The organism is Bradyrhizobium sp. B025 (genome assembly GCF_042257955.1).
Taxonomy (GTDB): Bacteria; Pseudomonadota; Alphaproteobacteria; order Rhizobiales; family Xanthobacteraceae; genus Bradyrhizobium; species Bradyrhizobium diazoefficiens.
The window spans coordinates 633126-653673 of sequence record NZ_CP170150.1 but is presented as its reverse complement, the minus strand read 5'-3'; the positions used below and the strand labels follow the sequence as shown (position 1 = coordinate 653673).

Annotated in this window: 21 protein-coding genes, 1 tRNA gene and 1 pseudogene; 7 read left to right on the top strand and 16 right to left on the bottom strand. The window is 64.1% G+C overall.

Annotated features, from left to right (window positions below; genetic code table 11):
* Window positions 1–22: 22 nt before the first annotated feature.
* A complete protein-coding gene (locus ACE10W_RS03065; RefSeq protein ID WP_304550760.1) occupies window positions 23–961 on the bottom strand; it encodes an SDR family oxidoreductase in 939 nt (312 codons plus the stop codon).
* A gap of 89 nt (window positions 962–1050) precedes the next feature.
* On the opposite strand from ACE10W_RS03065, the gene ACE10W_RS03060 reads away from it, so the two are divergent.
* Window positions 1051–1692 (top strand): TetR/AcrR family transcriptional regulator, encoded by a 642-nt coding sequence (locus ACE10W_RS03060; RefSeq protein ID WP_060909317.1) that lies wholly within the window; start codon window positions 1051–1053, stop codon window positions 1690–1692.
* Window positions 1693–1730: 38 nt separating this feature from the next.
* Here the strand turns inward: ACE10W_RS03060 and ACE10W_RS03055 are convergent, their stop codons facing one another.
* The 5 genes from ACE10W_RS03055 to ACE10W_RS03035 all read right to left on the bottom strand — a co-directional run bounded on the left by ACE10W_RS03055 (window position 1731) and on the right by ACE10W_RS03035 (window position 5752).
* Window positions 1731–2555, bottom strand: a complete 825-nt coding sequence (locus ACE10W_RS03055) for an alpha/beta fold hydrolase (protein WP_304550759.1) — start codon at window positions 2553–2555, stop codon at window positions 1731–1733.
* 117 nt (window positions 2556–2672) lie between these two features.
* On the bottom strand, window positions 2673–3182 hold the full coding sequence (locus ACE10W_RS03050) for a hypothetical protein (protein ID WP_304550758.1): 510 nt from the start codon (window positions 3180–3182) through the stop codon (window positions 2673–2675).
* Window positions 3183–3370: 188 nt separating this feature from the next.
* Window positions 3371–3679 carry an EthD family reductase gene (locus ACE10W_RS03045; RefSeq protein WP_028173644.1) on the bottom strand — a complete coding sequence of 103 codons (309 nt, stop codon included), beginning with the start codon at window positions 3677–3679 and terminating at the stop codon, window positions 3371–3373.
* A gap of 125 nt (window positions 3680–3804) precedes the next feature.
* Window positions 3805–5511 (bottom strand): FAD-dependent oxidoreductase, encoded by a 1707-nt coding sequence (locus ACE10W_RS03040; RefSeq protein ID WP_304553951.1) that lies wholly within the window; start codon window positions 5509–5511, stop codon window positions 3805–3807.
* 40 nt (window positions 5512–5551) lie between these two features.
* A complete protein-coding gene (locus tag ACE10W_RS03035) occupies window positions 5552–5752 on the bottom strand; it encodes a hypothetical protein (protein ID WP_304550757.1) in 201 nt (66 codons plus the stop codon).
* A gap of 319 nt (window positions 5753–6071) precedes the next feature.
* Here ACE10W_RS03035 and ACE10W_RS03030 point away from each other — a divergent pair.
* Together ACE10W_RS03030 and ACE10W_RS03025 are read left to right on the top strand one after the other, a co-directional pair.
* A tRNA-Thr gene (locus tag ACE10W_RS03030) sits at window positions 6072–6146 on the top strand.
* 1601 nt (window positions 6147–7747) lie between these two features.
* Complete coding sequence (locus ACE10W_RS03025; RefSeq protein ID WP_304550756.1) at window positions 7748–8230, top strand: hypothetical protein; 483 nt, start codon at window positions 7748–7750, stop codon at window positions 8228–8230.
* Between the two features lie 758 nt (window positions 8231–8988).
* Here the strand turns inward: ACE10W_RS03025 and ACE10W_RS03020 are convergent.
* From ACE10W_RS03020 to ACE10W_RS03005, 4 genes are all read right to left on the bottom strand, one after another.
* The gene (locus ACE10W_RS03020) at window positions 8989–9465 is read right to left on the bottom strand and encodes a cyclic nucleotide-binding domain-containing protein (protein ID WP_304550755.1); all 477 of its coding nucleotides are present in this window, start codon (window positions 9463–9465) and stop codon (window positions 8989–8991) included.
* Between the two features lie 176 nt (window positions 9466–9641).
* Window positions 9642–10286, bottom strand: a complete 645-nt coding sequence (locus ACE10W_RS03015; RefSeq protein WP_304550754.1) for a ferric reductase-like transmembrane domain-containing protein — start codon at window positions 10284–10286, stop codon at window positions 9642–9644.
* A gap of 12 nt (window positions 10287–10298) precedes the next feature.
* Entirely contained in the window at window positions 10299–10802 is a 504-nt protein-coding gene (locus ACE10W_RS03010; RefSeq protein WP_304550753.1) for a Twin-arginine translocation pathway signal, read from the bottom strand.
* Window positions 10803–11036: 234 nt separating this feature from the next.
* Window positions 11037–11213: a hypothetical protein gene (locus ACE10W_RS03005; RefSeq protein WP_271556839.1), complete on the bottom strand. Its 177-nt coding sequence runs from the start codon at window positions 11211–11213 to the stop codon at window positions 11037–11039.
* A gap of 262 nt (window positions 11214–11475) precedes the next feature.
* On the opposite strand from ACE10W_RS03005, the gene ACE10W_RS03000 reads away from it, so the two are divergent.
* Both ACE10W_RS03000 and ACE10W_RS02995 read left to right on the top strand, forming a co-directional pair.
* Window positions 11476–12483, top strand: coding sequence for an LLM class flavin-dependent oxidoreductase (locus ACE10W_RS03000; protein ID WP_304550752.1), 1008 nt, complete (start codon window positions 11476–11478; stop codon window positions 12481–12483).
* A 171-nt stretch (window positions 12484–12654) separates the two neighbouring features.
* Complete coding sequence (locus ACE10W_RS02995; protein ID WP_011084061.1) at window positions 12655–13383, top strand: LuxR family transcriptional regulator; 729 nt, start codon at window positions 12655–12657, stop codon at window positions 13381–13383.
* 30 nt (window positions 13384–13413) lie between these two features.
* Here ACE10W_RS02995 and ACE10W_RS02990 read toward each other — a convergent pair whose 3' ends face one another.
* From ACE10W_RS02990 to ACE10W_RS02965, 6 genes and pseudogenes are all read right to left on the bottom strand, one after another.
* The gene (locus tag ACE10W_RS02990; RefSeq protein ID WP_161533122.1) at window positions 13414–14289 is read right to left on the bottom strand and encodes an amidohydrolase; all 876 of its coding nucleotides are present in this window, start codon (window positions 14287–14289) and stop codon (window positions 13414–13416) included.
* Between the two features lie 13 nt (window positions 14290–14302).
* Complete coding sequence (locus tag ACE10W_RS02985; RefSeq protein WP_092186500.1) at window positions 14303–14686, bottom strand: RidA family protein; 384 nt, start codon at window positions 14684–14686, stop codon at window positions 14303–14305.
* Between the two features lie 25 nt (window positions 14687–14711).
* Window positions 14712–15515 (bottom strand): 2-oxo-hept-4-ene-1,7-dioate hydratase, encoded by an 804-nt coding sequence (hpaH, locus tag ACE10W_RS02980; RefSeq protein ID WP_304550751.1) that lies wholly within the window; start codon window positions 15513–15515, stop codon window positions 14712–14714.
* A gap of 3 nt (window positions 15516–15518) precedes the next feature.
* Window positions 15519–16378 (bottom strand): annotated as a pseudogene (locus tag ACE10W_RS02975) (fumarylacetoacetate hydrolase family protein).
* Between the two features lie 49 nt (window positions 16379–16427).
* Window positions 16428–17045, bottom strand: coding sequence for a flavin reductase family protein (locus ACE10W_RS02970; RefSeq protein ID WP_028173662.1), 618 nt, complete (start codon window positions 17043–17045; stop codon window positions 16428–16430).
* 3 nt (window positions 17046–17048) lie between these two features.
* A complete protein-coding gene (locus tag ACE10W_RS02965; RefSeq protein WP_038965312.1) occupies window positions 17049–18014 on the bottom strand; it encodes a tripartite tricarboxylate transporter substrate binding protein in 966 nt (321 codons plus the stop codon).
* A 128-nt stretch (window positions 18015–18142) separates the two neighbouring features.
* Between ACE10W_RS02965 and ACE10W_RS02960 the strand changes: the two genes are divergently transcribed.
* Window positions 18143–18952: an IclR family transcriptional regulator gene (locus ACE10W_RS02960; RefSeq protein ID WP_304550750.1), complete on the top strand. Its 810-nt coding sequence runs from the start codon at window positions 18143–18145 to the stop codon at window positions 18950–18952.
* Between the two features lie 300 nt (window positions 18953–19252).
* Complete coding sequence (locus ACE10W_RS02955) at window positions 19253–20548, top strand: O-acetylhomoserine aminocarboxypropyltransferase (RefSeq protein WP_370205471.1); 1296 nt, start codon at window positions 19253–19255, stop codon at window positions 20546–20548.

The window sequence follows — 20548 nt, the reverse complement described above, 5'->3', positions numbered from 1 at the left end:
ACGTCCCCAACAGCGTCGCGGCTCATGCGGCGACCGCGATGTCGTCGAAGGATACACCGGTCAGCGTTGCCGAGACATCCCACAGCATGGCCGCCGCGGCGAAATCCTTGGCCCGTGGCATGATCTTCGCCGGCGCTGGCGGCCCCTTCAATTCATAGAACCCGTTCGGACCGTAATAGCCGCCGGGCTCGGCCGCCGGCGAGGTCGCCGCGAACAGCGTGGGCAGCGCGCCCTCGGCGGCGGACTGGCTGATAAACGGCTGCAGCCAACGGCCGACGCGCCACTGGAGCGTGTTGGCACCCGGCCCGTTCGCAATGAGATCGGTCCGCGCGTAGCCGGGATGGGCGGCAACGCTGGTCACGCCCCAGCCGGCGGCGAGGCTGCGACGCTGCAATTCCAAGGCAAACATCAGCATCGCCAGCTTCGACTGGCAATAGGCCCGCCACGGACGATAGGAACGCTTGCCTTGCAGATCATCGAAATTGATCGCGCCGGAGCGGTGCGCGAGGCTCGAGAGATTGACGATTCGAGACGCTTTCGCCCGGCGAAGCTGCGGCAACAGGCGCGCCGTCAGCGCGTAATGGCCGAGATAGTTGGTACCGAGCTGCATCTCGAAGCCATCCTCGGTCTGCTGCCGTTTCGGCAGCGCCATCACGCCGGCATTGTTGACGAGGAGGTCGAGCTGCTCGTTGCCGGCGGCAAAGCGCCGGGCGAAATCGGCCACGGAGGACAGGCTGGCGAGGTCGAGATGCTCGTAGGCGATCAGCGCATTGGGAAACCGCTCGCAAATGCCCTCGATCGCCCGCAGGCCCTTTGCGTCGTTGCGTCCGGTGAGTATGACAATGGCACCGGCGCCCGCCAGCGCCATCGCCGTCTCGTAGCCGAGCCCGCCCGTCGCGCCGGTCACGACGGCGGTCCTGCCGCTGAGGGAGGGGATGTCTGCCGTGGTCCAGTCGGTCATGCCATAGCTCCAGGCTATCAGGGGGTGGAATAAGGCCCGCGACCGGTCTAAATGTGCACTAAGTGCAAATTTGCAAGAGGTGAAATAATTTGAAGGCTTCGAAGCACGCTAGCAGACGCGCCAAGCCCTTGTCCTCCGGAGAAAAATCCCCGGCGGCGCCCGGCCTGCGCGAGCGCAAGCAGCAGCAGACCCGCGAGCGACTGAAGCGCGCGGCGATGGCGCTGTTCCTGGAGCGCGGCTTCGAGACCACGACTATCGACGACATCGCGGCCGCTGCCGATGTGTCGCGCCGCAGCTTCTTCCATTATTTCGCCTCGAAGGAGGACGTGGTCGCCGCCTGGCAGGAGGATGCCGCGGCGGCGCTGGTCTCCGAGATTCTCGCACGGCCTGCGGACGAATCCATGCTGACGGCGGCGGAGAATGCGATCGCCGCGGCGGTCAAGCGGATCGATCCGACCGAGGCGGCAGCGATGTCGCGGCTCAAGCGCGACAATCCCGCGCTCCACGCGCGCGACCAGCTCAAATACGAAAAGCTCGAGCGCGCGCTCGCGGACGGGCTCACGCAACGCTCCGGCCGCAAGTCGGACCGGCTGAAGGCCCGGCTCGTCGCCATGATCGCCACCGGCGCGATGCGCGTCGGCGGCGAGAGCTGGATCGGCGAAGGTGCGCGGGAGAAGCCGGAGGCTTTCGTGAAGCGCACGTTCGATGCGATCAGGGCGATATTGAAGTGATCGATTACCCTCCCCTGGAGGGGAGGGTAAGCGCGGACTTACTCTTTGAAGAACGCCAGCAGGTCCGCGTTGATGGTCTCGGCATGCGTCGTCGGCATGCCGTGCGGGAAGCCCTTGTAGGTCTTCAGGATGCCCTTCTTGAGCAGCTTCGCGGACAACGGCGCGGAGTCGGCGTAAGGCACGATCTGGTCGTCGTCGCCGTGCATCACCAGCACGGGCACGTTGATCTTCTTCAGGTCCTCGGTGAAGTCGGTCTGCGAGAACGCGACGATGCCGTCGTAATGCGCCTTGGCGCCGCCCATCATGCCCTGGCGCCACCAGTTCTGGATCACCGCTTCCGACGGTTTGGCGCCGGGACGGTTGTAGCCGTAGAACGGGCCGGCGGCGATGTCGCGATAGAACGCCGAGCGGCCGGCGGCGAGTTGCACCTGGAAGTCGTCGAACACGCTCTTCGGCAGGCCGCCGGGATTGGCTGCGGTCTGCACCATCAGCGGCGGCACCGCGGAGAGGATCGCGGCCTTCGCCACCCGGCTCTCGCCATGGCGCGCGATGTAATGCACGACCTCGCCGCCGCCGGTGGAATGGCCGACGTGAATGGCATTCTTCAGGTCGAGATGCGCGGTGACCGCCGCAAGGTCGTCGGCATAGTGATCCATGTCGTGGCCGTCTGCGACCTGCGCCGAGCGGCCGTGGCCGCGGCGATCATGGGCGATGACGCGGTAGCCGCGCGTGACGAAGAACATCATCTGCGCGTCCCAGTCGTCGGCCGACAGCGGCCAGCCATGGCTGAACACGATTGGCTGGCCCGCCCCCCAGTCCTTGAAAAAGATCTCGACGCCGTCTTTGGTGGTGATGGTGGGCATGGTGGGGCTCCTTTCAGTGGGACGTCATTCCGGGGCGCGCGTCCGCGCGAACCCGGAATCTGGAAATTGTCGCGCGAGATTCCGGGCTCATCGCTGCGCGATGCCCCGGAATGACGATCAGGCAAACGCCATCGGCTTGAAGCGGCGCCAGGCGCCGATGGTCAGCACCACGAAGAACACCAGCACGATGCCCTGCACCACGGCGAACACCGGGCCGGACGGCGGCGACGGCGGCACGGCGGGCGCGAGCGCGGCGAGCGCCGGCACTTTCAGGAACGACTGGATCACCAGCACGAAGACGTTGAAGTACAGCGAGATCATCGCGGTGACGATGTAGACCGGGCGCCAGACGCCCGCGAGCTTCATGCCGTAGAGCGCGATGCAGGCGATCGCGAGCAGCACGAGCGAGATGATGCCGATGATGTGCGAGGGCAGCAGCTCCTTGAACGGAAACAGGAAGCCGGTCGCGCTGGTGAGGATCGTGAACAGCAGGAAGATCGCGGTGAGGCCCGGCATCGGCTTCGAGCCGAGCAGGCCGAACATCACGACGAGGCCGGCGACGATGGCGATCAGGCTTATGATGACATGGACCATCGTGAAGACGGGCAAGCTCAACCCAAGAACCATGACATCTCTCCTACTCTCTGCATTGAGATGGAGATTAGTATTACGCTCCTCATGAGATTGCCACATGCGTTGTCGTCACACGCATGGGCAAAGCCATGCGTCATCGTGCGAATCGACAAACGCATGGCTGAATTTTTTGCATCGCTGTCACAAACGACAGCAGGCTTCGACCAAATTGAATCGATTGTTCACGCTTCCTTGGTGTCGAAGATCAAGAGGTCGGCACCGCCGCTGGCGAATTTCGGCACGTCGGCGCCTGTCGCCTTGCCTTCCGGACTGGCGAATGCCGCCTGAATGTCGGCCACGCTGTCGAAGGTGAGAATGGCGACGAGATGGATTCCGGAAGGACCTGCGGGAGATGCGACCGGCCCCTTGCTGACGGCGTATTTCTTCAGGCCGGGAAGCTTCTTGGCGAGCGGAATGTGGGTCTCGGCGTAGTACTTGTCGAAGGCCGCAGCATCCTTGGGTGTTTTGTAGAGCACGACGATTTCAGCCATTGAGTCCTCCCTTGGGAATCCTTGTTTTTCCACGCGCGATTGGCCTCGCGACCAGGCGATAGTCTGTGGGACGCAGCAAGATGGCAAGCCGGATTCGACTTGCCATTCCCTTGCCTTCTCCTTGACTAAAGCGCCGGTTTTGCGGCGTCGCCGAGATAGCCGTGCAGCGATGCGACGACTTGCGCGCCCTCGCCGATGGCGCCGCCGACGCGCTTGACCGAGCCGGAGCGGACGTCGCCGACGGCGTAGACGCCGGGCACGGAGGTCTCCAGCGGCGCCACGAGCCGGCCCTGGTTCTGCTCGGACTGCGCGCCCGTCACGACGAAGCCGCCGCGATCGAGCGTCACGCCGCAGCCGTCGAGCCAGCCGGTGGCGGGATCGGCGCCGACGAACAGAAAGAGATTGCGGATGTCGGCAGAATCCTCGTCGCTCGACAGCCGGCTCTTCCAGCGGATGCGCCGCAGCAGCGAGGCCTCGTCGCCCTCGAGCGCCGTGATCTCGGTGTTGAACATCAATTCGATGTTCGGCGTCGCTTCGATGCGCTCGATGAGATAGCGCGACATGCTGGCGCCCAGACCGCCGCCGCGGATGATCATCAGCACCTTCTTGGCGTGACCCGACAGGAACACGGCGGCCTGGCCCGCCGAATTGCCGGCGCCGACCAGGGCGACCTCCTCGCCGGCGCACAGCTTCGCCTCGACCGGAGAGGCCCAGTACCAGACGCCGCGGCCCTCGAACGTGTCGAGCTTTGCGATCTCCGGCCGGCGATAGCGCGCGCCGCTCGCGACCACCACCGCGCGCGAGCGCAATGTGTCGCCGCAATCCAGCGCGAGGGCGAAGGTGCCGCCACTGCGCGAACAGTCCAGCGACTTCACCGACATCGGGATCATGATCTCGGCGCCGAACTTCTGCGCCTGGGTGAAGGCGCGGCCGGCCAGGGCCTGCCCCGAGATGCCGGTCGGAAAGCCGAGATAGTTCTCGATGCGCGCGCTGGCGCCGGCCTGGCCGCCGAAGGCGCGGGTGTCGACGACCGCGACCGAGAGGCCTTCAGAGGCCGCGTAGACCGCGGTCGCTAGCCCTGCCGGCCCGCAGCCGACGATCGCGACGTCGTAGATCCGATCATCCTTCGCCCCGCCGATCATGCCGATGGCGCGCCCGAGCTCGATCTCGCTGGGATTGCGCAGCACGCTGCCGTCGGCGGTGACGACCAGCGGCCAATCCTCCGGCTTCGGCGAATAACGCGCGATCACCTCGGCCGCGTCGTGCTCGCTGTCGGCATCGAGCAGATGATGCGGCTGGCCGTTGCGGGTGAGGAAGCCCTGCAAGCGCACCACGCCGGCGGAGTTCGACGGCCCGATCAGCACCGGGCCACCGACGCCGCCCTGGATCAGGCTGACCCGGCGCAGGATCAGCGCGCGCATGATGCGCTCGCCGAGCTCGGCTTCGGCGACCAGCAGGGCGCGCAGCCGGTCCGGCGGGATCAGGACCACCTCGACATCGCCCTCGGCGCGTCCGTCGACCAGCGCCGGCCTCCCCGAGAGCTGGCCGAGCTCGGCCAGGAACTGGCCGGGTCCCTGGTCGATCACCGGGCTGACATGACCGAGCCCGTCGCGCTGGGTGATGGCGACGTGGCCCTTCAGGATGACGAACATGCCGGGCCCCGGCTTGCCGGTCTCGAACAGCAGCTCGCCATCCGAATAGGTGCGGAGCTCGCCGAAATGCCTGATGCGCTCGATCTCGGCCGATGTCAGCGCCGGAAAGGTCTGCTCGGGGCGCGTGAACCGCGACATCAGCGCGTCACGGTCGTTTCGTTGCTGTCCGTCTTGCCCCATTGCCACGTCGCTCAACTCCAAAATTTCCAGCCGCCGGATTTTAACCGCCGGTCTTGCCGGCGGTCCCCTCATCTAGGGACCCATCTTCGTTCTGCGAGGGCTCGGCGCTTGCGGCGCGTTCGCGCGCCTGTAGCTTCCGCCGCTTCAGGTTTTCGCGCAGCGCCGACTTCAGCCGGTCGTCCCGGGATGCCCGGCCCTGCCTCGAATCTTGCCTCGTGCTCTTGTCGTTCTCGTCGGCCATCACCGGTCCATTGCAGCGATCGGCGATAACATGCCCAATGAACGTGGCAGCTCAAGAGGCCCGCGCGATCCGATCGTGCGAAATTCCAAAATGAGGCGAATCCGGCAGCTCGGCCAACTGGCCAGTTGGGTGGGGAAATCGGAGCCCGAATCGACGGAAAGGCGGTCGTTTCGAGCCAAAACGGGCATTTTGGCCCCGATATCGGCCCGATTTTCTCGTCTTGGCAGGGCTTGCAAGCTTGCACAGGAGGGGGGCTTGTGGCAGATATCGGCCCGCTTGGTAGGCCCCTCGTGGCGGCCGATTCTAGATCCCAGCACATGCTGCCGTAGCTCAGTGGTAGAGCACTCCATTGGTAATGGAGAGGTCGACAGTTCAATCCTGTCTGGCAGCACCATTCTGGGTCAAATCACGCACAGATCGGCATTCTCGCGGCATGCAGTGCCCGAGTTTTGCTCTCTCCTTGACCCTCTTTAGGTGAAGAGGGCGCAGGGAAGGCCGGGTGCCGGCTGGCACCCACGATCCGCTGCGCGAAGAATTTGCACACGCAAATGCGCAGGCGGGACAACAGGTGGGCCGGGAAACACCCGGCCTTCCCTGCGCGATGGGTTGACGGCGTATGCGCGCTCTCCCCGGAGCCGAGTTCCTTCTGGCCTCCGTCACCTTGCGAATTGGCGATGCCCGAGACCCGGTCGAGCCCCGATTCATCTCCGCAAGGTTTGACCGTAGCAACGACGGTCAGGACCACGCGTTTTTGCCGTACGCAGCTTCACCCTGCTCCGCCCAAAGAGCATCGCGAGGGCGTTGGCGCCGTCCGTCTGCACGCAGCAGGACCTCACGAGGTTCATCTCGCCCTGGTCTCGCATTCGCGTGCCCGACGCAGCCGCGTCCACCGCACCCCGATCCACGTTCGTTACGACGTACGATCGCCCCTCTCCGAGGACCGGGATGGCGAGACAATGCCGCAATTCCGAATTTCGGTAAAGTGGAATATTTTTGCAAAGGAGGGTTGACGGATTTTTGCGGGAGGCAGGTGTTTTGCCCGACGGGCAAATTGGCGAGCACGGAGACACAAGCCCGACGACACTCCGCAGACCTGATGCCGAGGTTCTTACCTGTTGGTCCGCGCCAGTAAGGTTAATTGTTCCTTTCGATTGTCGGTAAAGTTTTATCTATTATCGTCTTTGTCATTCATAACGAACCCGAGGCTTCGATAGTGTTTGCGTGTTGCCTGATCGTGACTGGGACTGTGCTGCTTCTGTCCGGCTTGGTTGCCTTCGGCTTTCATAGAAACTCGCTGCACTCAATGGCGTTGCTCTAGCCGCACCAGCCTTGGTAGAGCGAAGCGAAACCCATCGGAGCTTTGATCGGCGGTAAAGCAGATGGATTTCGCAAGTGCTCTACCCATCCTACGGGCTTGACGCGGTTTGGCGGGGGATGGGTGTTTTGCCCGACGGATCGAACGGGCGTGGCAGCGAGTAGACACGTCGCGCCGTTTTCCACAACGCCGGCTGCCACCAGGCCAGGGCGGATTGACCGGGCATCGTCCGCTACCGACGATCCCTGACTGATAAGCTGGGAGGAAAAATGAGACTTTGTTTTGCAATTTGGGCGGGCACCATTCTCGCAACCCTTCTCGCGGGAGCACCAGCCTCTGCAGATAGTTGCAGTCAATGGAGGAACACCTGCATTTCCAGCGGTCCGCCTGCAGACGGCGACAAGAACGTGAAGAAGTGTACCGCGGCAGCCGACGAATGCCGCGCGCAATGTAAAAAGGGACAGAAGGTCTTCGTCGGCCCCTTCAATGGCCAACATCACCCAGTGACTTCTTGCAACTAAACGCGATGGATGGCGTAGTGCTAAATCCAGCAAGGCCCGCCTTGATGACGAAGCATGATGGGTTTCGCAAGTGATCTACCCATCCTACGGACCTGCTTGTTGGTTGGCTCAAATAGCGGCTAACATTCGCTTGTTTGTATTCATTTGAAGGGATTTCAGATGCCGAACCACTCAAGGATACTCGCTCTAATCGCTGTTAGCGAAGACATCGATAAACTGCGCACTTGGATCGCGAATGCCCGAAAGGAAAAGCAGAAAGATATTGAGGACGCCGCATTTCGACGTTTGATTGAAATTCTGCCGAAAGAGGCGCCGGGTACGGTAGAGCATGATTTTTGGCGGACGATCCATGCCTTCGAACACATTCTGAGCGAAGAGAGAGGAAAGACGACGCGGCTTGCGCGCACGCGGCAGAAGGTGGCGCGGGTCGGCGAGATCGAGACGCTTCGGGATTGGGCCATGGGCAGCAAAAGCACGGATGGCTTTGCCATGCTAATCGAGCGAGACATGCCGGAGCTCACAGGAGAAGCCATTGTTTTGCGACATACCGATCGGTTTGATGCCGAGGTTGTGTCGGCAGCAACCAAGCGCCTCAAAGAAGCGGATGTAGATGTCTCTCGTTTGCCAAGAAAGGCCGATTAGCTCGCAGCTCGTAGGATGGGTAGAGCGAAGCGAAACCCATCAAGCCCGTGTTCGGTGATGAAGCACAATAGGCTTCAAAAGCGCTCTACTCATCCTATGTCCCGTGTCATTGCACTGGCGTCAATTCATCTGACGGGTTCGCGATTCCAAATCGAGACTTGTACAAGTCGGCTAGCAGATCGCGTTCTGGCTGTCTGTGTCGCCAGGAAACAGTGTTAGAGCTGAACAACTCAGCGCGGTCATTCTGGATAGGGATATACGGGCCAACCGTTTTTCTATTTTCTCCCGGGCCGCACAGAACCACCGGATCGTGATCTGTCCAAAACTTGAAGAACTCGGCTTCAGATAACTCCGGCTGCGACAGTAATTCCTTCACGGTTTCGGATCGCCCTTTGAGGTGGGCGCGTGTAATCTTGTCTCCGCTTCTCCGATTGTATCCATTCTCATGCAATATTCTTAGGGCGGCCTCTGTTATTCCGACGACGCGCCAGGAAAACTCTCTAGCACCCATTATAGCTGTCATCACCCGGGTGCAGTGAGCGCTACTCCAAATTTGGGCGTCGGTGACGTGAACGCGGCGGACAGCAAGGTACAGCGAGTGATACGTGTGAAATGACGGAATTGAATCCATTTGCGCAAGGTCCCAACAATCCAACTCTTAGCTCGTAGGATGGGTAGAGCGAAGCGAAACCCATCGAGACCGCTTCGATGTCGAAACATGATGGGTTTCGCAAGTGCTCTACCCATCCTACGCATGATCAGCTGTCTTCACCCACCTGATGCCCGGCAAAGCGATCATCCGCACGGCGCAGCCGGCGGCAAAGCTCGCGGTTGATGTTCTGCAGGACGATCACGTAGGCGTGGATATCGGCCTTGTAGCAGGCGTAGAGTTTTTGGGCCGTCAGCTCGTACAGCACCGTCGGGCTCTCCGCGACCACCGTGGCGGAGCGGTTTTGCATTTCGATCAGCGTCATCTCACCGAAGAAATCCCCTCGCTGCAGAACGGAAATCGGGACGACGCTTCCCGAAGTCGCCCGTTTGCTCACCGCCAGCCGGCCGGACTTGACGATGAACATCGAGCGTCCCGGCTCGCCTTCCGACACGACGGTCGCGCCGGCTTCGAAGCGGCGCTCGACCAGCATCGACATCAGGAGGTCGAAGCTTGGGTCCGAGAGACCACCGAAGAACGGCGTCGCGAGCAGGAACGCTTTCATCTCGGGGGCATTCACAGCCATCGGGCGAGGATACGCCCCGTCGCTATCTCCGGCAAGCAGAGCAGATATCGGCGGTGACGGCGCTCAGCGTGTTCAAACGACCAGCAAAGTTTCGTAGGATGGGTAGAGCGAAGCGAAACCCATCGAGGGCTTGTTCGGTGTCGAAGCATGATGGGTTTCGCTTCGCTCTACCCATCCTACGCATTAAACCGCTTCGGCTCACTGCCGCGGAGCGCCCTACGCTTTCGCCACACCTGCAGGTCAACCATTGCTTTTACGGTTGCCGCGAGGACGAGCGCGCAAAGTGCCGCCTTCGAGATCGTCTCCATTGTTCCCTCGATCAGCAGACAATGGACCGCGCTGCCTGCGACGATGACGATCGCGAGAGGCATATGAACGAAACGCCACGTTCGCGGCCGCAGTCCCAATCGCCGGCGCAGCAGAGCCAGCAGCGCAACAATGAAGATGGCCCACATGGCGATCACGCCGAAGGGGGAGAACGGCGTCGGCGACGAGAAGGTCAGGGCGTCGATCATGTCGGGCGGGCTGGTGATCCAGAGGCCGGCGACATGGATCACGATCGCCAGAGCAAGCGCGCCGCCGATCCAGTGATGGGCACGCCGTCCACGATAGGCCGCGAATCCCGGCAGGTATCCGCCGATCAGCAGGGGCTGAACGAGCACGAGACCCAATGCGACAATTCCCGCAAACCCGGCGAGGATGTAGACCGGACCGCGCCATGCGAGCTGCTCGCTTCCTGCGGCAGCGGCGATCGGCACGCCAATGGCCAACGCCAAGGCGCCCCAGATCAGGATCACCCGGGCCAATCTCCACCCCGTCATTCGTTGGCCCGGTCAGGCCGGCTGCAGGACGAAGTGCGCCTCGAGGCTGGTTTCCTTTGCGCTCCGCATCACCGGCCGCAGGAAGACGGTCTTGAATTCACCGCTGTCATAGGCGAGGTGACCGTGCGGTTGGCCGAAGATCGGAATGATCTGCGGCATTTCGAGCCGGAATTTGCCGTCCTTGTCGGTGAGCGTGGCGCCATGGCTCTGCGGCTCGTGTTCCTGTCCTTCGACCGTGTGCGCCCAGATCTGGATGCGCTGCCCGGCAAGCGGAGCGCCGTCGCCGGCGCGGCGGACGGTGCCGCTCATCCAGAAGCCGCCCTTGCCGATGCGATCCACGATCGCCGCGCCCTTGCGGTAGTTGTTCGCCCCGCCTGACATCGTCTCGGTCGGCGCGAGTCCGTCCGCGCGGGCGGGCAACAGGAGCCCGGAAGTTCCGGCTGTCAAAACCCCGGTTGCGAGAACGGAGCCGCCGGCGACGAGGAGGTTGCGGCGGCTGAGTACGACAATGGTCATGTCAATTCCTCCGGGCGTCCGGGTAGTGGCTCTGGCAAGGGTACAACAACAGGCGCAAAACGCCCAGTTGCGACAAAGGGCGCCATAGGTCGCAATAACAGTGTTGTGAACGGAGGTGCAGGCCGCTCAGACAGCCTCGTGGGATGGGTTGAGCGAAGCGAAACTCATCGAGGCTTTGTTCGACGACGAAACATGATGGGGTTTCGCAAGTGCTCTACCCATCCTACGCGCTATTCAGCCACGCTTGCCCTTTTGTCGTTCAAGGCGGAGCCTTTGTGCTCTCATACGTTTTATCTCTTCATTGAGAGCGTCGGTTTTTTCATCAAGGCGTGAATTCTCTGATTTCGGCTCGTCGCGCTGACGTATCTTTTCGAGCGCTTTCTCAACCGAGAGCTTGGTCGGATCGGCCATCGTACCTCTCCAGGAAGGAAATCGAAGCAACCAATGTCGGAAGTGAAAATGAAGCCAGGTTTTGAATGTTGACGTAAGTCAAACCTGCGCTGGGAGTCCGCTGGGTCAAAAACGCTATCTGGCAGTTCGCCGGTCACCCGCGACAATTCCGAATGGCATCGTTGCGCCGGTGTCCGATCGACACTGCAACGCTAACATTCGGGCTGGCAGGTACTACATATGGAGCCCCGGCGCATATCGCCCTCCACCCGGACCCCCACGCATGATCCCCTTCTCCGTGCTCGACCTCGCTCCCATCCGCCAGGGTGGCGACGCCGCGCAGGCTTTTCGCAATTCGCTTGATCTTGCCCAGCACGCCGAGGCCTGGGGCTACAAGCGGTTCTGGCTGGCCGAGCATCACAACATGACGGGGATTGCGAGCGCGGCAACGTCCGTGGTGATCGGGCATGTCGCGGGCGGCACGAAGACGATCCGCGTCGGCTCCGGCGGCGTCATGCTGCCAAACCATTCGCCACTGGTCATCGCCGAGCAGTTCGGCACGCTGGAGTCGCTCTATCCGGGGCGGATCGATCTCGGGCTCGGGCGCGCGCCGGGCACCGACCAGTTCACGGCGCGGGCGCTGCGGCGCGACCTCGCCACCAGCTCCGAGAACTTTCCGCATGACGTGCTGGAATTGCAGGCGCTGCTTGGCGATGTGCAGCCGAACCAGACGATCCGCGCCGTGCCCGGCATGGGGACCAAGGTGCCGCTCTGGATCCTGGGATCGAGCACGTTCGGCGCGCAGCTTGCGGCCATGCTCGGCCTGCCCTTCGCCTTCGCCTCGCATTTCGCGCCGCAGATGATGATGCCGGCGCTGCGTGAGTATCGCGCGCGCTTCGAGCCCTCGGCGCAGCTCGACAAGCCCTATGCGATGGTCGGCGTCAACGTGTTCGCGGCAGAGAGCGACGCCGAGGCGCAGCGCATGTTCTCCTCGCTGCAGCAGCAGTTCATCAATCTGCGCCGCGGCACGCCCGGCCCGCTGCCGCCGCCGGTCGACGACATGGACGCGCTGTGGTCGCCGGCGGAGAAGGCCATGGTCGGCCAGTCGCTGTCCTGCTCCGCGGTCGGCTCGCCCACCGTGGTCGAAGAGAAGCTGAAGGCGCTGATCGCCGAGACCGGCGCGGACGAATTGATGACCACCGGCCAGATCTACGACCACGCCGCCCGGCTGCGCTCGTTCGAGATCGCGGCCGAGGTGCGCGGCCGGCTGGCGGCGCAACCGGCCCGGTGATCAAGGCATCACACGGCCGAGCCAGGTATGGCCGATCCTCACGCCTCGCGGATCGCGTTCATGAAGCTGGCGAGTTTCGCGCAGGTTGCAGTTACAGCATTGACGTCCTACACTCGGCGCCTGGAAGGGTAGCGTAGCGCCGATCCCTCAAGGACTGATCGTAGGCTGCCGATGGACGTGGTCCGCAGTCGAGCATTCGATTTCGTCGAGACAGTGCGGCAGCTTCCTGATGTCGCGAGCATTCTGGATGCGATGAGCCGCACGCTCGGCCAGCACGGCTTCGACTATTTCTGCAGCTCCTATGTCGCCCCGCTGTCGACCGAATCGCCGCGCGAGGCGGTTCTCGCCGAACGGTTGCCGGCCGGCTTTCTCGATATGTATTCCGAGGCGCAGTATGTGTGGCACGATCCCGCGCTGCGCTATTGCAGGACGACGCTTCAGCCGTTCCGCTGGTTCAGGGAAGCGCCGTACGATCCGGAACGGGAGCCGCGCGCCGTCGAGCTCGTGCGACGCGCCCGCGACTTCGGCATGGTGGATGGCGTGGTGATCCCGGTCATCTCGCCGGCGGGCCGCACCGGCCAGGTGTGGTTCGGCGGCGCCGAGATCGATCTGCCGGAGCGCGATCTCCCGGCGCTCCACCTCATGGCGCTTTACGCCTTCGACCGGGTGCTGAAGCTGCGCGGCCTGCCCGCGGCTCCGCAGCTCGCACTGTCCTTGCGCGAGCGCGAGGTGCTGACGCTGGCGGCCGTCGGACGATCCAGCGATGAGATCGCCGACGCCCTGGCCATCACGGGACGCACAGTGAAGGCGCACATCAAGAGCTGCTGCAAGAAGCTCGGCGCAGCCACCCGCACGCAGGCCGTGATGATCGCCATGCGCGACCGGATCATCTCGCCCTGAGGTGCCAGGCCCGATCGCGACCGGAGTCGATCAGTCGGCAAAGCCGAACAGCTTTGCCGGATTGTGCACCAGGATCTTTTCCAGCTCCGCCTGGTCCGCCGCGTAGCGGTACATCAGCTCGAGCAGGTCGGCATCGTTGGGCGGCTGCTTGACGGAGACCGGATGCGGCCAGTCGCTGGCCCAGACGCAGCGGTCGCTTGCTGCCTCGATATAGGCGCGCGCGATCGGGATCACGTCGTCGTAGGGCGGGCCGGCCTTCGAGGTCTTTTCGCCAAGCGACAGCATCACCCAGAAATTGCCCTTCTTGAGCAGCTCCAGCATCTTGCGCAGGTTCGGATCGTCCTTGCCGGCTTGCGGATCGGGGCGCGCCATGTGGTCGATCAGCACGGGAACGTCGAGATTCTCGTACTTCGCGACGCTGGAGACGATGCCGTCCTTCTCCGGCTGGATCTTGACATACCAGCCGAGCTCGCGGATGCGGGCGATGGCGCGGGCGAAATCGGCATCCGACAACACGGCGCCGAGCTCCTGGCGGAAGCTGAAGCGCGCGCCGCGGACGCCGGCGTCATGCAGCTTTGCGAGATAGGAATCGTTCGCCTCGGCGAACACCAGCGCGTTGGCACAGCCGCGGTAGTTCGGACCCATCGCCGCGAGGGCGTCGAGCACGACGGCATGATCTGCGCCATAGGTCGTGGTCTGCACGATGATGCCGCGCTCGATGCCGAGCGCCTTGTGCATACGCAGCGCCGCTTCCCAGGTCGCGGTCGGCATTCGATAGGCCGCGCCGGGGCGCTCCGGATATTTCTCGATGGGCCCCAGCACGTGGAACTGGCTGTCGATGGTCCTCAGTGGCGGCGCCTTGACCGGGCGGCGCGGGTTGGGGTCGAACGGCAGATAAGTCGGCATGCGCAAATCTCCTTCAGTCGATCACGGCGGTGAAGTCGCACTGCACCAGCGCGCCGCCGTCCATATTGTCCATCGGCAGCGCGTGGCGCGCCGGGCGCGAATGCTCGTCCGGAAACATCTTGAGCCACTCGACATTGACGGGGCCGCGCTGCGAGCGATCCTTCAGCCACACCGTCATCTTGATGATGTCGTCGGTGGTGCCGCCGGCGGCCTCCACCGTCGCCTTCATGTGCGCGAACATGTTGGCGCATTGCGCGTCGAGACTCTCGGGCATCGCGCCGGCCGCATCGCGGCCAAGGATGACGCCCGACATCACGAGATTGCCGATGCGGCAGGCGTTCGGAATCGGATTGGCGTGCTTGAAGCCGCCGATGTGGATGCTCTTGCGCCGTGTCATGGTGCGCTCCCTCTTGTGTGTTGGTTCAGACGAACTGGCACGACACCGAGCCGAACGCGCCATAGTCGGCGTGGAAGGTGTCGCCGCGGCGGATGTCCACCGGACGCGTGAACGATCCCGCCAGCACCACCTCGCCGGCCCTAAGATATTCGTCATGCGGCGCGAGCCGGTTGGCGAGCCAGGCGATGCCGTTGGCGGGATGGTTGAGCACGCCGGCGGCAAGCCCGGTCTCCTCGACCTCGCCGTTGCGGAACAGCAGCGCGCCGATCCAGCGCAGATCCGCATCCATCGGGCGGAACGGCCGGCCGCCGAGCACCAGCGCGGCGTTCGCCGCGTTGTCCGAGATCGTGTCCATGACCTTTCGCGTCTTGCCCGTTTCAGGATCGACGCGGTGCATGCGCGTCTCCAGGATCTCCAGCGCCGGCGTCACGTAGTCGGTGGCGTTGAGCACGTCGAAGATGGTGCAGTCGGGCCCGCGCAGCGGCGCCTTCAGCACGAAGGCGAGCTCGACCTCGATTCGTGGCGCGTGGAAGCGGTCGAACGGGATGGGCGTGGCGTCGGCATAGAACATGTCGGCGAACAGCACGCCGTAGTCGGGCTCGGAGATGCCGACCGCGTTCTGCATCGCCTTCGAGGTCAGGCCGATCTTGTGGCCCTTGATGACGCGCCCTCGCCCGAGCTGGAGTTTCGTCCACGCGCGCTGGATGGCGTAGGCGTCCTCGATCGTGAGGCCGGGATACTCTTTCGAGAACATCGGGATCAGCGCCTTGGTGCGCTCGGCCTCGTCCAGGCGCGCGGCAAGACGTTCGATCGCGGCGGCATCCAGCATGGTCTATTGCTCCGCAGCCACGGTGTTGCGCAGCACGCCGATGCGGCTCGACTCGACCTCGACGACGTCGCCGACTTTCAGCCAGCGCGGCGGATCGAAGCGCGCGCCCGCCCCGGTCGGCGTACCCGTCACGATCATGTCGCCGGGCTTAGGGTGGCGAAGGTCGAGAGATAGGAGATCAGGAAGTCGAACGGGAACATCAGCCGCTCGGTGGTGTCCTGCTGACGCACCTCGCCGTTGACGCGCGTGGTGATGTCATGAGGTCCGCGCGGGTCGAGCTCGTCCGCCGTGACGATCCACGGGCCGATGCTGCCGGAGCGGTCGAAATTCTTGCCTTGCGTGACGTTGAACTTGCCGTGGCGCAGCCAGTCGCGGATCGTGCCTTCGTTGCACAGCGTCATGCCGAAGATGTGCGACCACGCCTTCTCGCGCGGGATGTGGCGGCCGCCCCGCCCGATCACAATCACGAGCTCGCCTTCATAGTCGAGTTGATCCGAGACTTTGGGCTTCTCCAGCGGCTGGCCGGAGCCTGTCATCGACGACATGCTGCGCACGAACAGGCTGGGATACTTTGGCAGATCCGAATTGTCCTTGTATTCAGCGTTGCGCTCGGCGTAGTTGACGCCGATGCACCAGAGCTTTTCGGGCGCCAGCACCGGCGGCAGCAGAACGAGATCATTGAGCGCGTAGTCCGGTTGCTGATCGGCGATCACTTCCTGCGCGTCCGCCAGCGCATTGGCCGCGATCAGCGCCTTCACGTCGGAGAAGTCGCGGCCGATCCGCCGGGTCAGATCGACCACGCCGCCCGCGACGGCCGCGCCGTAGCGCGCCTCGCCGTCCAAGAGATAGCTCAGGAGTCGCATTGTGGTTTTCTCCAATGGTCGTTGGGGGCCGGCGCGATGGGCCGCGCGCTCAGTCGGTCGATTTGGGAGTTTGAAAGACGGTGTTCAGCGTCACGATCTCGCCGAGGCGGGCGTAGCGCGGCCCGCCGATGCGCGCGATCGGGTCGAGCGCCCGGGTTTCGACCTTGCCGTTTTCCACGAGGCCGTCGCGAATGTGGAACATCACGACCTCGCCGACGATCAGCCGGCTGCGGGCGTCGCCGAATTCGAGGCACTGCCGGAAGCGGCACTCCATCGCGACAGGTGCGGCCGCGAGCCGCGGCACCTTGATGCGCTCGCAGCTAAGCGTCTCCAAGCCAAGCTCCGCGACCTCGCTGACTTCAGGCGGGTGCTCGATCGAGCTGTCGTGCACCGCAGACATCAGCGGGGTATCGGCGATGTGGATGACGTATTCCTCGGTGTCGAGGATGTTGTGCGCGGTGTCCTTGTAGTCCGCGCCCTTGCGGCCGACGCTGATGGCGAGCATCGGCGGCTTCTGCGAGACGAAGGTGAAGGCGCTGAAGGGCGCGAGGTTGAGCACCCCGGAGCGCGACAGGCTCGTCACCCAGGCGATGGGGCGCGGCACCACGATGCCGGTCATCAGCCGGTAGATGCGCTCCGCGCCGAGCTCGGTGGGATCGATCCGCATCACTCAGTCCGCCTTGATGTTGGCCTTGCGCACGACCGGAATCCACTTGGCGTCCTCGCGCTCGAGATAGGCCCTGAACTCGTCCGGCGTCATCGCGACGGCTTCCCCGCCCAGCTTTTCGAACTTGTCCACCACGCCCGGGTCTTTCAGGATCGCAACCAGCGTCTCGTGCAGCTTGTCGACGACAGGCGCCGGCGTGCCCGCGGGCGCGAACAGGCCGGTGAAAGTCTGGCCGTCGAAATCCTTGTAGCCGAGCTCGGTGAAGGTCGGGACGTCAGGCAGCGACTTCAGCCGGTGCGGGCTGGTGACCGCGAGCGCGCGGAACAGGCCGGCCTTGATGTGCTGGAGGCTGACCGTGAGCTGGTCGAACGCGAACTGCACCTGGCCGCCGAGCAGATCGTTGATGGCCGGCGCGTTGCCGCGGTAATGCGCGGTGACCCATTGCAGGTCGAGATTCGACTGCATCAATTCGCTGAGCAGATGATTGGTGGTGCCGGGGCCGGGCGAGGCCATCGTCAGCTTACCGGGCTCGCGCTTGGCGAGGTCGATGAATTCCTTGAAATTGTTGGCCTGGACGGAGGGATGCACCTCGAGCACCAGCGGCGTCATCGAGATGGTCGAGATCGGCAGGAAATCCTTCTTCCAGTTATAGGCATCGCGCTTGTTGATCTCGGTCGCGAACAGCACCGGGCCGTTGGCGCCGACGAACAGCGTATAGCCGTCGGGCGCCGATTTCGCGAAAGCCTCGCCCGCGATCATGCCGCCGGCGCCGGCCTTGTTCTCGATGATGAAGGGCTGACCGAGCTTTTCCTGGAGCTTGTCGGCGACGATGCGCGCGGCGCTGTCGACATTGCCGCCGGCCGGATAGGGCACGATCAGCTTGACGCTGCGCGCCGGCCATTGCTGGGCCGATGCGGGCCCCGCCAGCATCGCCGTGACAGCGGCTATGGCAATCGCGATTAATCTCATGTTAACCTCCCGGCGGCGCTTCCAATTCACTTCGAACGCCTTGACGTTGCGCACGGCGCTCGATCGCCGCGCAATCTCCAGATGCGCGCTTTACCTGTCGAGTGAATTGTGGCGTTCTTGTCCATATTATGGACAAGAGACCTTCTCCGAAAGTCGCCCATAGCGCGCTGGAACCGCGACAGGGCGCGCAGGCGATCCGGCGCGCGCTCGCGGTGCTGCGCATTCTTGCCGCAGGCCGCGAGGACGGCGTGCCGCTGGCCGAGGTCGTGCGGGCGACCGGCCTCACCCGTCCGACCGTGCATCGCATCGTCCACGTGCTGATCGAGGAAGGCATCGTCGAGCGGCACGATCGCACCGGCCGCTACGCGATCGGCAACCAGGTGCCGGAACTGGCGCTGGCACGGGCGCGGCCGTCGCGGCTGCTGGTCGCGGCAAATCCGTCGCTGCGGCGCGCCTCCGCCGAGATCGGCGACACGCTGTTCCTGACGGTGCGGACCGGCAACGACACGCTGTGCGTCGATCGCAGGATCGGCGTCTATCCGATCCAGGTGCTGTCGATCGAGGTCGGCGCGCGCCGGCCGCTCGGCGTCTCCAGCGCCGGCGTCGCCATCCTCGCCGCGATGCCGGCGCAGGACGCGCGAAAAATCGTCGCAGCCAACGAGAAGCGGTTCGAGGCCTACCAGACCGACGTCGCAGCCGTGATGAGCCAGGTCACCGCCGCACGGAAGCGCGGCTACAACATGCGAGAGATCGGCCTGGTGCAGGGCACGAAGTCGATCTCGACCTGGATCAAGACGCCGGACGGACAGCCCGCCGCGGCGATGACCGTCTCCGCCGTTCGGACGCGGCTCGGCCCGCGCCGCGAGCAGGAGGTCGTGGAGATCCTGCTGCGGGAGGCGCGGATCATCGAGCAGGCGATCCGGGGCAATGTCGGCTAACTGAAGGCGGCGCCGTTCGCCTCTCCCCGCTTGCGGGGAGAGGCCGGATTGCATCGAAGATGCAATCCGGGTGAGGGGGACTGTCCGCGAGTCCGACTGTCACCGTGATCTCGGATGGAGCCCCTCACCCCAACCCTCTCCCCGTAAGAACGGGGCGAGGAGCCCACCGGCGATGCGGACAGAGCTCGCCTCAATCATGTCACCGCTGTGCGCCATCCCACGGCGCTGTCAATGGGCTGACTTGGCACGCGGTTTTGTGGCACAAGGGCCGCCATCGCCGACCGAGCAACGAGGCCACGCATGCCCGCGCCAAAACCGCCTGCCTTCGAGACCCTGAGCCTGCATGCGGGCCAGCATCCGGATCCCGCGACCGGCGCCCGCGCGGTGCCGATCTACCAGACCACGTCCTACGTGTTCCAGGATTCCGATCACGCCGCCGCGCTGTTCAACCTGGAGCGGGCCGGCCACATCTACACGCGCATCTCCAATCCGACCACCGGCGTGCTGGAGGAGCGGCTCGCCGCGCTCGAAGGCGGCGTCGGCGCGATCTGCACGGCGAGCGGCATGGCCGCGCTGCATCTGGCCATCGCGACGCTGCTCAACGCCGGCGACCACATCGTGGCGTCGAGCTCGCTCTATGGCGGCACCATCAACCTTTTGGCGCATACGCTGCCGCGCTTCGGCATCACCACGACATTTGTGAAGCCGCGCGATCTCGATGCGTTCCGCAGCGCCATCAAGCCGAACACCAAGCTCGTGATCGGCGAGACCATCGGCAATCCCGGGCTCGAGGTGCTCGACATCCCGAAGGTCGCGCAGATCGCGCATGAGGCAAAAATTCCGCTGCTGATCGACAACACCTTTGCGACGCCCTATCTCAGCCGGCCCATCGAGCTAGGGGCCGACATCGTGATGCACTCGGCGACCAAATGGATCGGCGGCCACGGCATCGCGATCGGCGGCGCTATCATCGACGGTGGCCGCTTTGACTGGCGCGGCTCCGGCAAGTTCGGCGTGCTGACCGAGCCCTATGGCGGCTATCACGGCATCGTCTTCGACGAGCAGTTCGGCACCGCGGCGTTCATCATGCGCGCGCGCACCGAGGGCCTGCGCGATTTCGGCGCCTGCCTCTCGCCGACCAACGCGTTCCAGCTCCTGCAGGGCGTGGAGACGCTGGGCGTCCGCATGGACCGGCATATGCAGAACACGCATCTGGTGCTGGAGGCGCTGAAGTCCAATAAGGCGGTGGACTGGGTCCTGCATCCCTCGCTTGAAGACCACACGGACTACCAGCTTGCAAAGCAGCTGCTGCCGCGCGGCGCCGGCTCGATCGTCTCCTTCGGCATCAAGGGCGGCCGCCCCGCCGGCCGCAAGTTCATCGAGTCATTGCGCATGATCAGCCATCTCGCCAATGTCGGCGACGCCAAGACGCTGGTGATTCACCCGGCCTCGACCACGCATCAGCAGGTGGACGCCGAGCAGCTCAAGGCCGCCGGCATCGGCGAGGAGCTGGTGCGGCTGTCGGTCGGCATCGAGACCGCCTCCGACATCATCGACGACCTCAATCAAGCACTGCGCATCTCGCAAAAGGTCTGA

Coding starts and splice junctions, on each gene's coding strand:
- ACE10W_RS03065 (WP_304550760.1), bottom strand. CDS start 961: ATGACCGACTGGACCACGGCAGACATCCCCTCCCTCAGCGGCAGGACC.
- ACE10W_RS03055 (WP_304550759.1), bottom strand. CDS start 2,555: ATGCCCACCATCACCACCAAAGACGGCGTCGAGATCTTTTTCAAGGAC.
- ACE10W_RS03050 (WP_304550758.1), bottom strand. CDS start 3,182: ATGGTTCTTGGGTTGAGCTTGCCCGTCTTCACGATGGTCCATGTCATC.
- ACE10W_RS03045 (WP_028173644.1), bottom strand. CDS start 3,679: ATGGCTGAAATCGTCGTGCTCTACAAAACACCCAAGGATGCTGCGGCC.
- ACE10W_RS03040 (WP_304553951.1), bottom strand. CDS start 5,511: ATGGGGCAAGACGGACAGCAACGAAACGACCGTGACGCGCTGATGTCG.
- ACE10W_RS03035 (WP_304550757.1), bottom strand. CDS start 5,752: ATGGCCGACGAGAACGACAAGAGCACGAGGCAAGATTCGAGGCAGGGC.
- ACE10W_RS03025 (WP_304550756.1), top strand. CDS start 7,748: ATGCCGAACCACTCAAGGATACTCGCTCTAATCGCTGTTAGCGAAGAC.
- ACE10W_RS03020 (WP_304550755.1), bottom strand. CDS start 9,465: ATGGCTGTGAATGCCCCCGAGATGAAAGCGTTCCTGCTCGCGACGCCG.
- ACE10W_RS03015 (WP_304550754.1), bottom strand. CDS start 10,286: ATGACGGGGTGGAGATTGGCCCGGGTGATCCTGATCTGGGGCGCCTTG.
- ACE10W_RS03010 (WP_304550753.1), bottom strand. CDS start 10,802: ATGACCATTGTCGTACTCAGCCGCCGCAACCTCCTCGTCGCCGGCGGC.
- ACE10W_RS03005 (WP_271556839.1), bottom strand. CDS start 11,213: ATGGCCGATCCGACCAAGCTCTCGGTTGAGAAAGCGCTCGAAAAGATA.
- ACE10W_RS03000 (WP_304550752.1), top strand. CDS start 11,476: ATGATCCCCTTCTCCGTGCTCGACCTCGCTCCCATCCGCCAGGGTGGC.
- ACE10W_RS02995 (WP_011084061.1), top strand. CDS start 12,655: ATGGACGTGGTCCGCAGTCGAGCATTCGATTTCGTCGAGACAGTGCGG.
- ACE10W_RS02990 (WP_161533122.1), bottom strand. CDS start 14,289: ATGCCGACTTATCTGCCGTTCGACCCCAACCCGCGCCGCCCGGTCAAG.
- ACE10W_RS02985 (WP_092186500.1), bottom strand. CDS start 14,686: ATGACACGGCGCAAGAGCATCCACATCGGCGGCTTCAAGCACGCCAAT.
- hpaH (WP_304550751.1), bottom strand. CDS start 15,515: ATGCTGGATGCCGCCGCGATCGAACGTCTTGCCGCGCGCCTGGACGAG.
- ACE10W_RS02970 (WP_028173662.1), bottom strand. CDS start 17,045: ATGCGGATCGATCCCACCGAGCTCGGCGCGGAGCGCATCTACCGGCTG.
- ACE10W_RS02965 (WP_038965312.1), bottom strand. CDS start 18,014: ATGAGATTAATCGCGATTGCCATAGCCGCTGTCACGGCGATGCTGGCG.
- ACE10W_RS02960 (WP_304550750.1), top strand. CDS start 18,143: ATGGACAAGAGACCTTCTCCGAAAGTCGCCCATAGCGCGCTGGAACCG.
- ACE10W_RS02955 (WP_370205471.1), top strand. CDS start 19,253: ATGCCCGCGCCAAAACCGCCTGCCTTCGAGACCCTGAGCCTGCATGCG.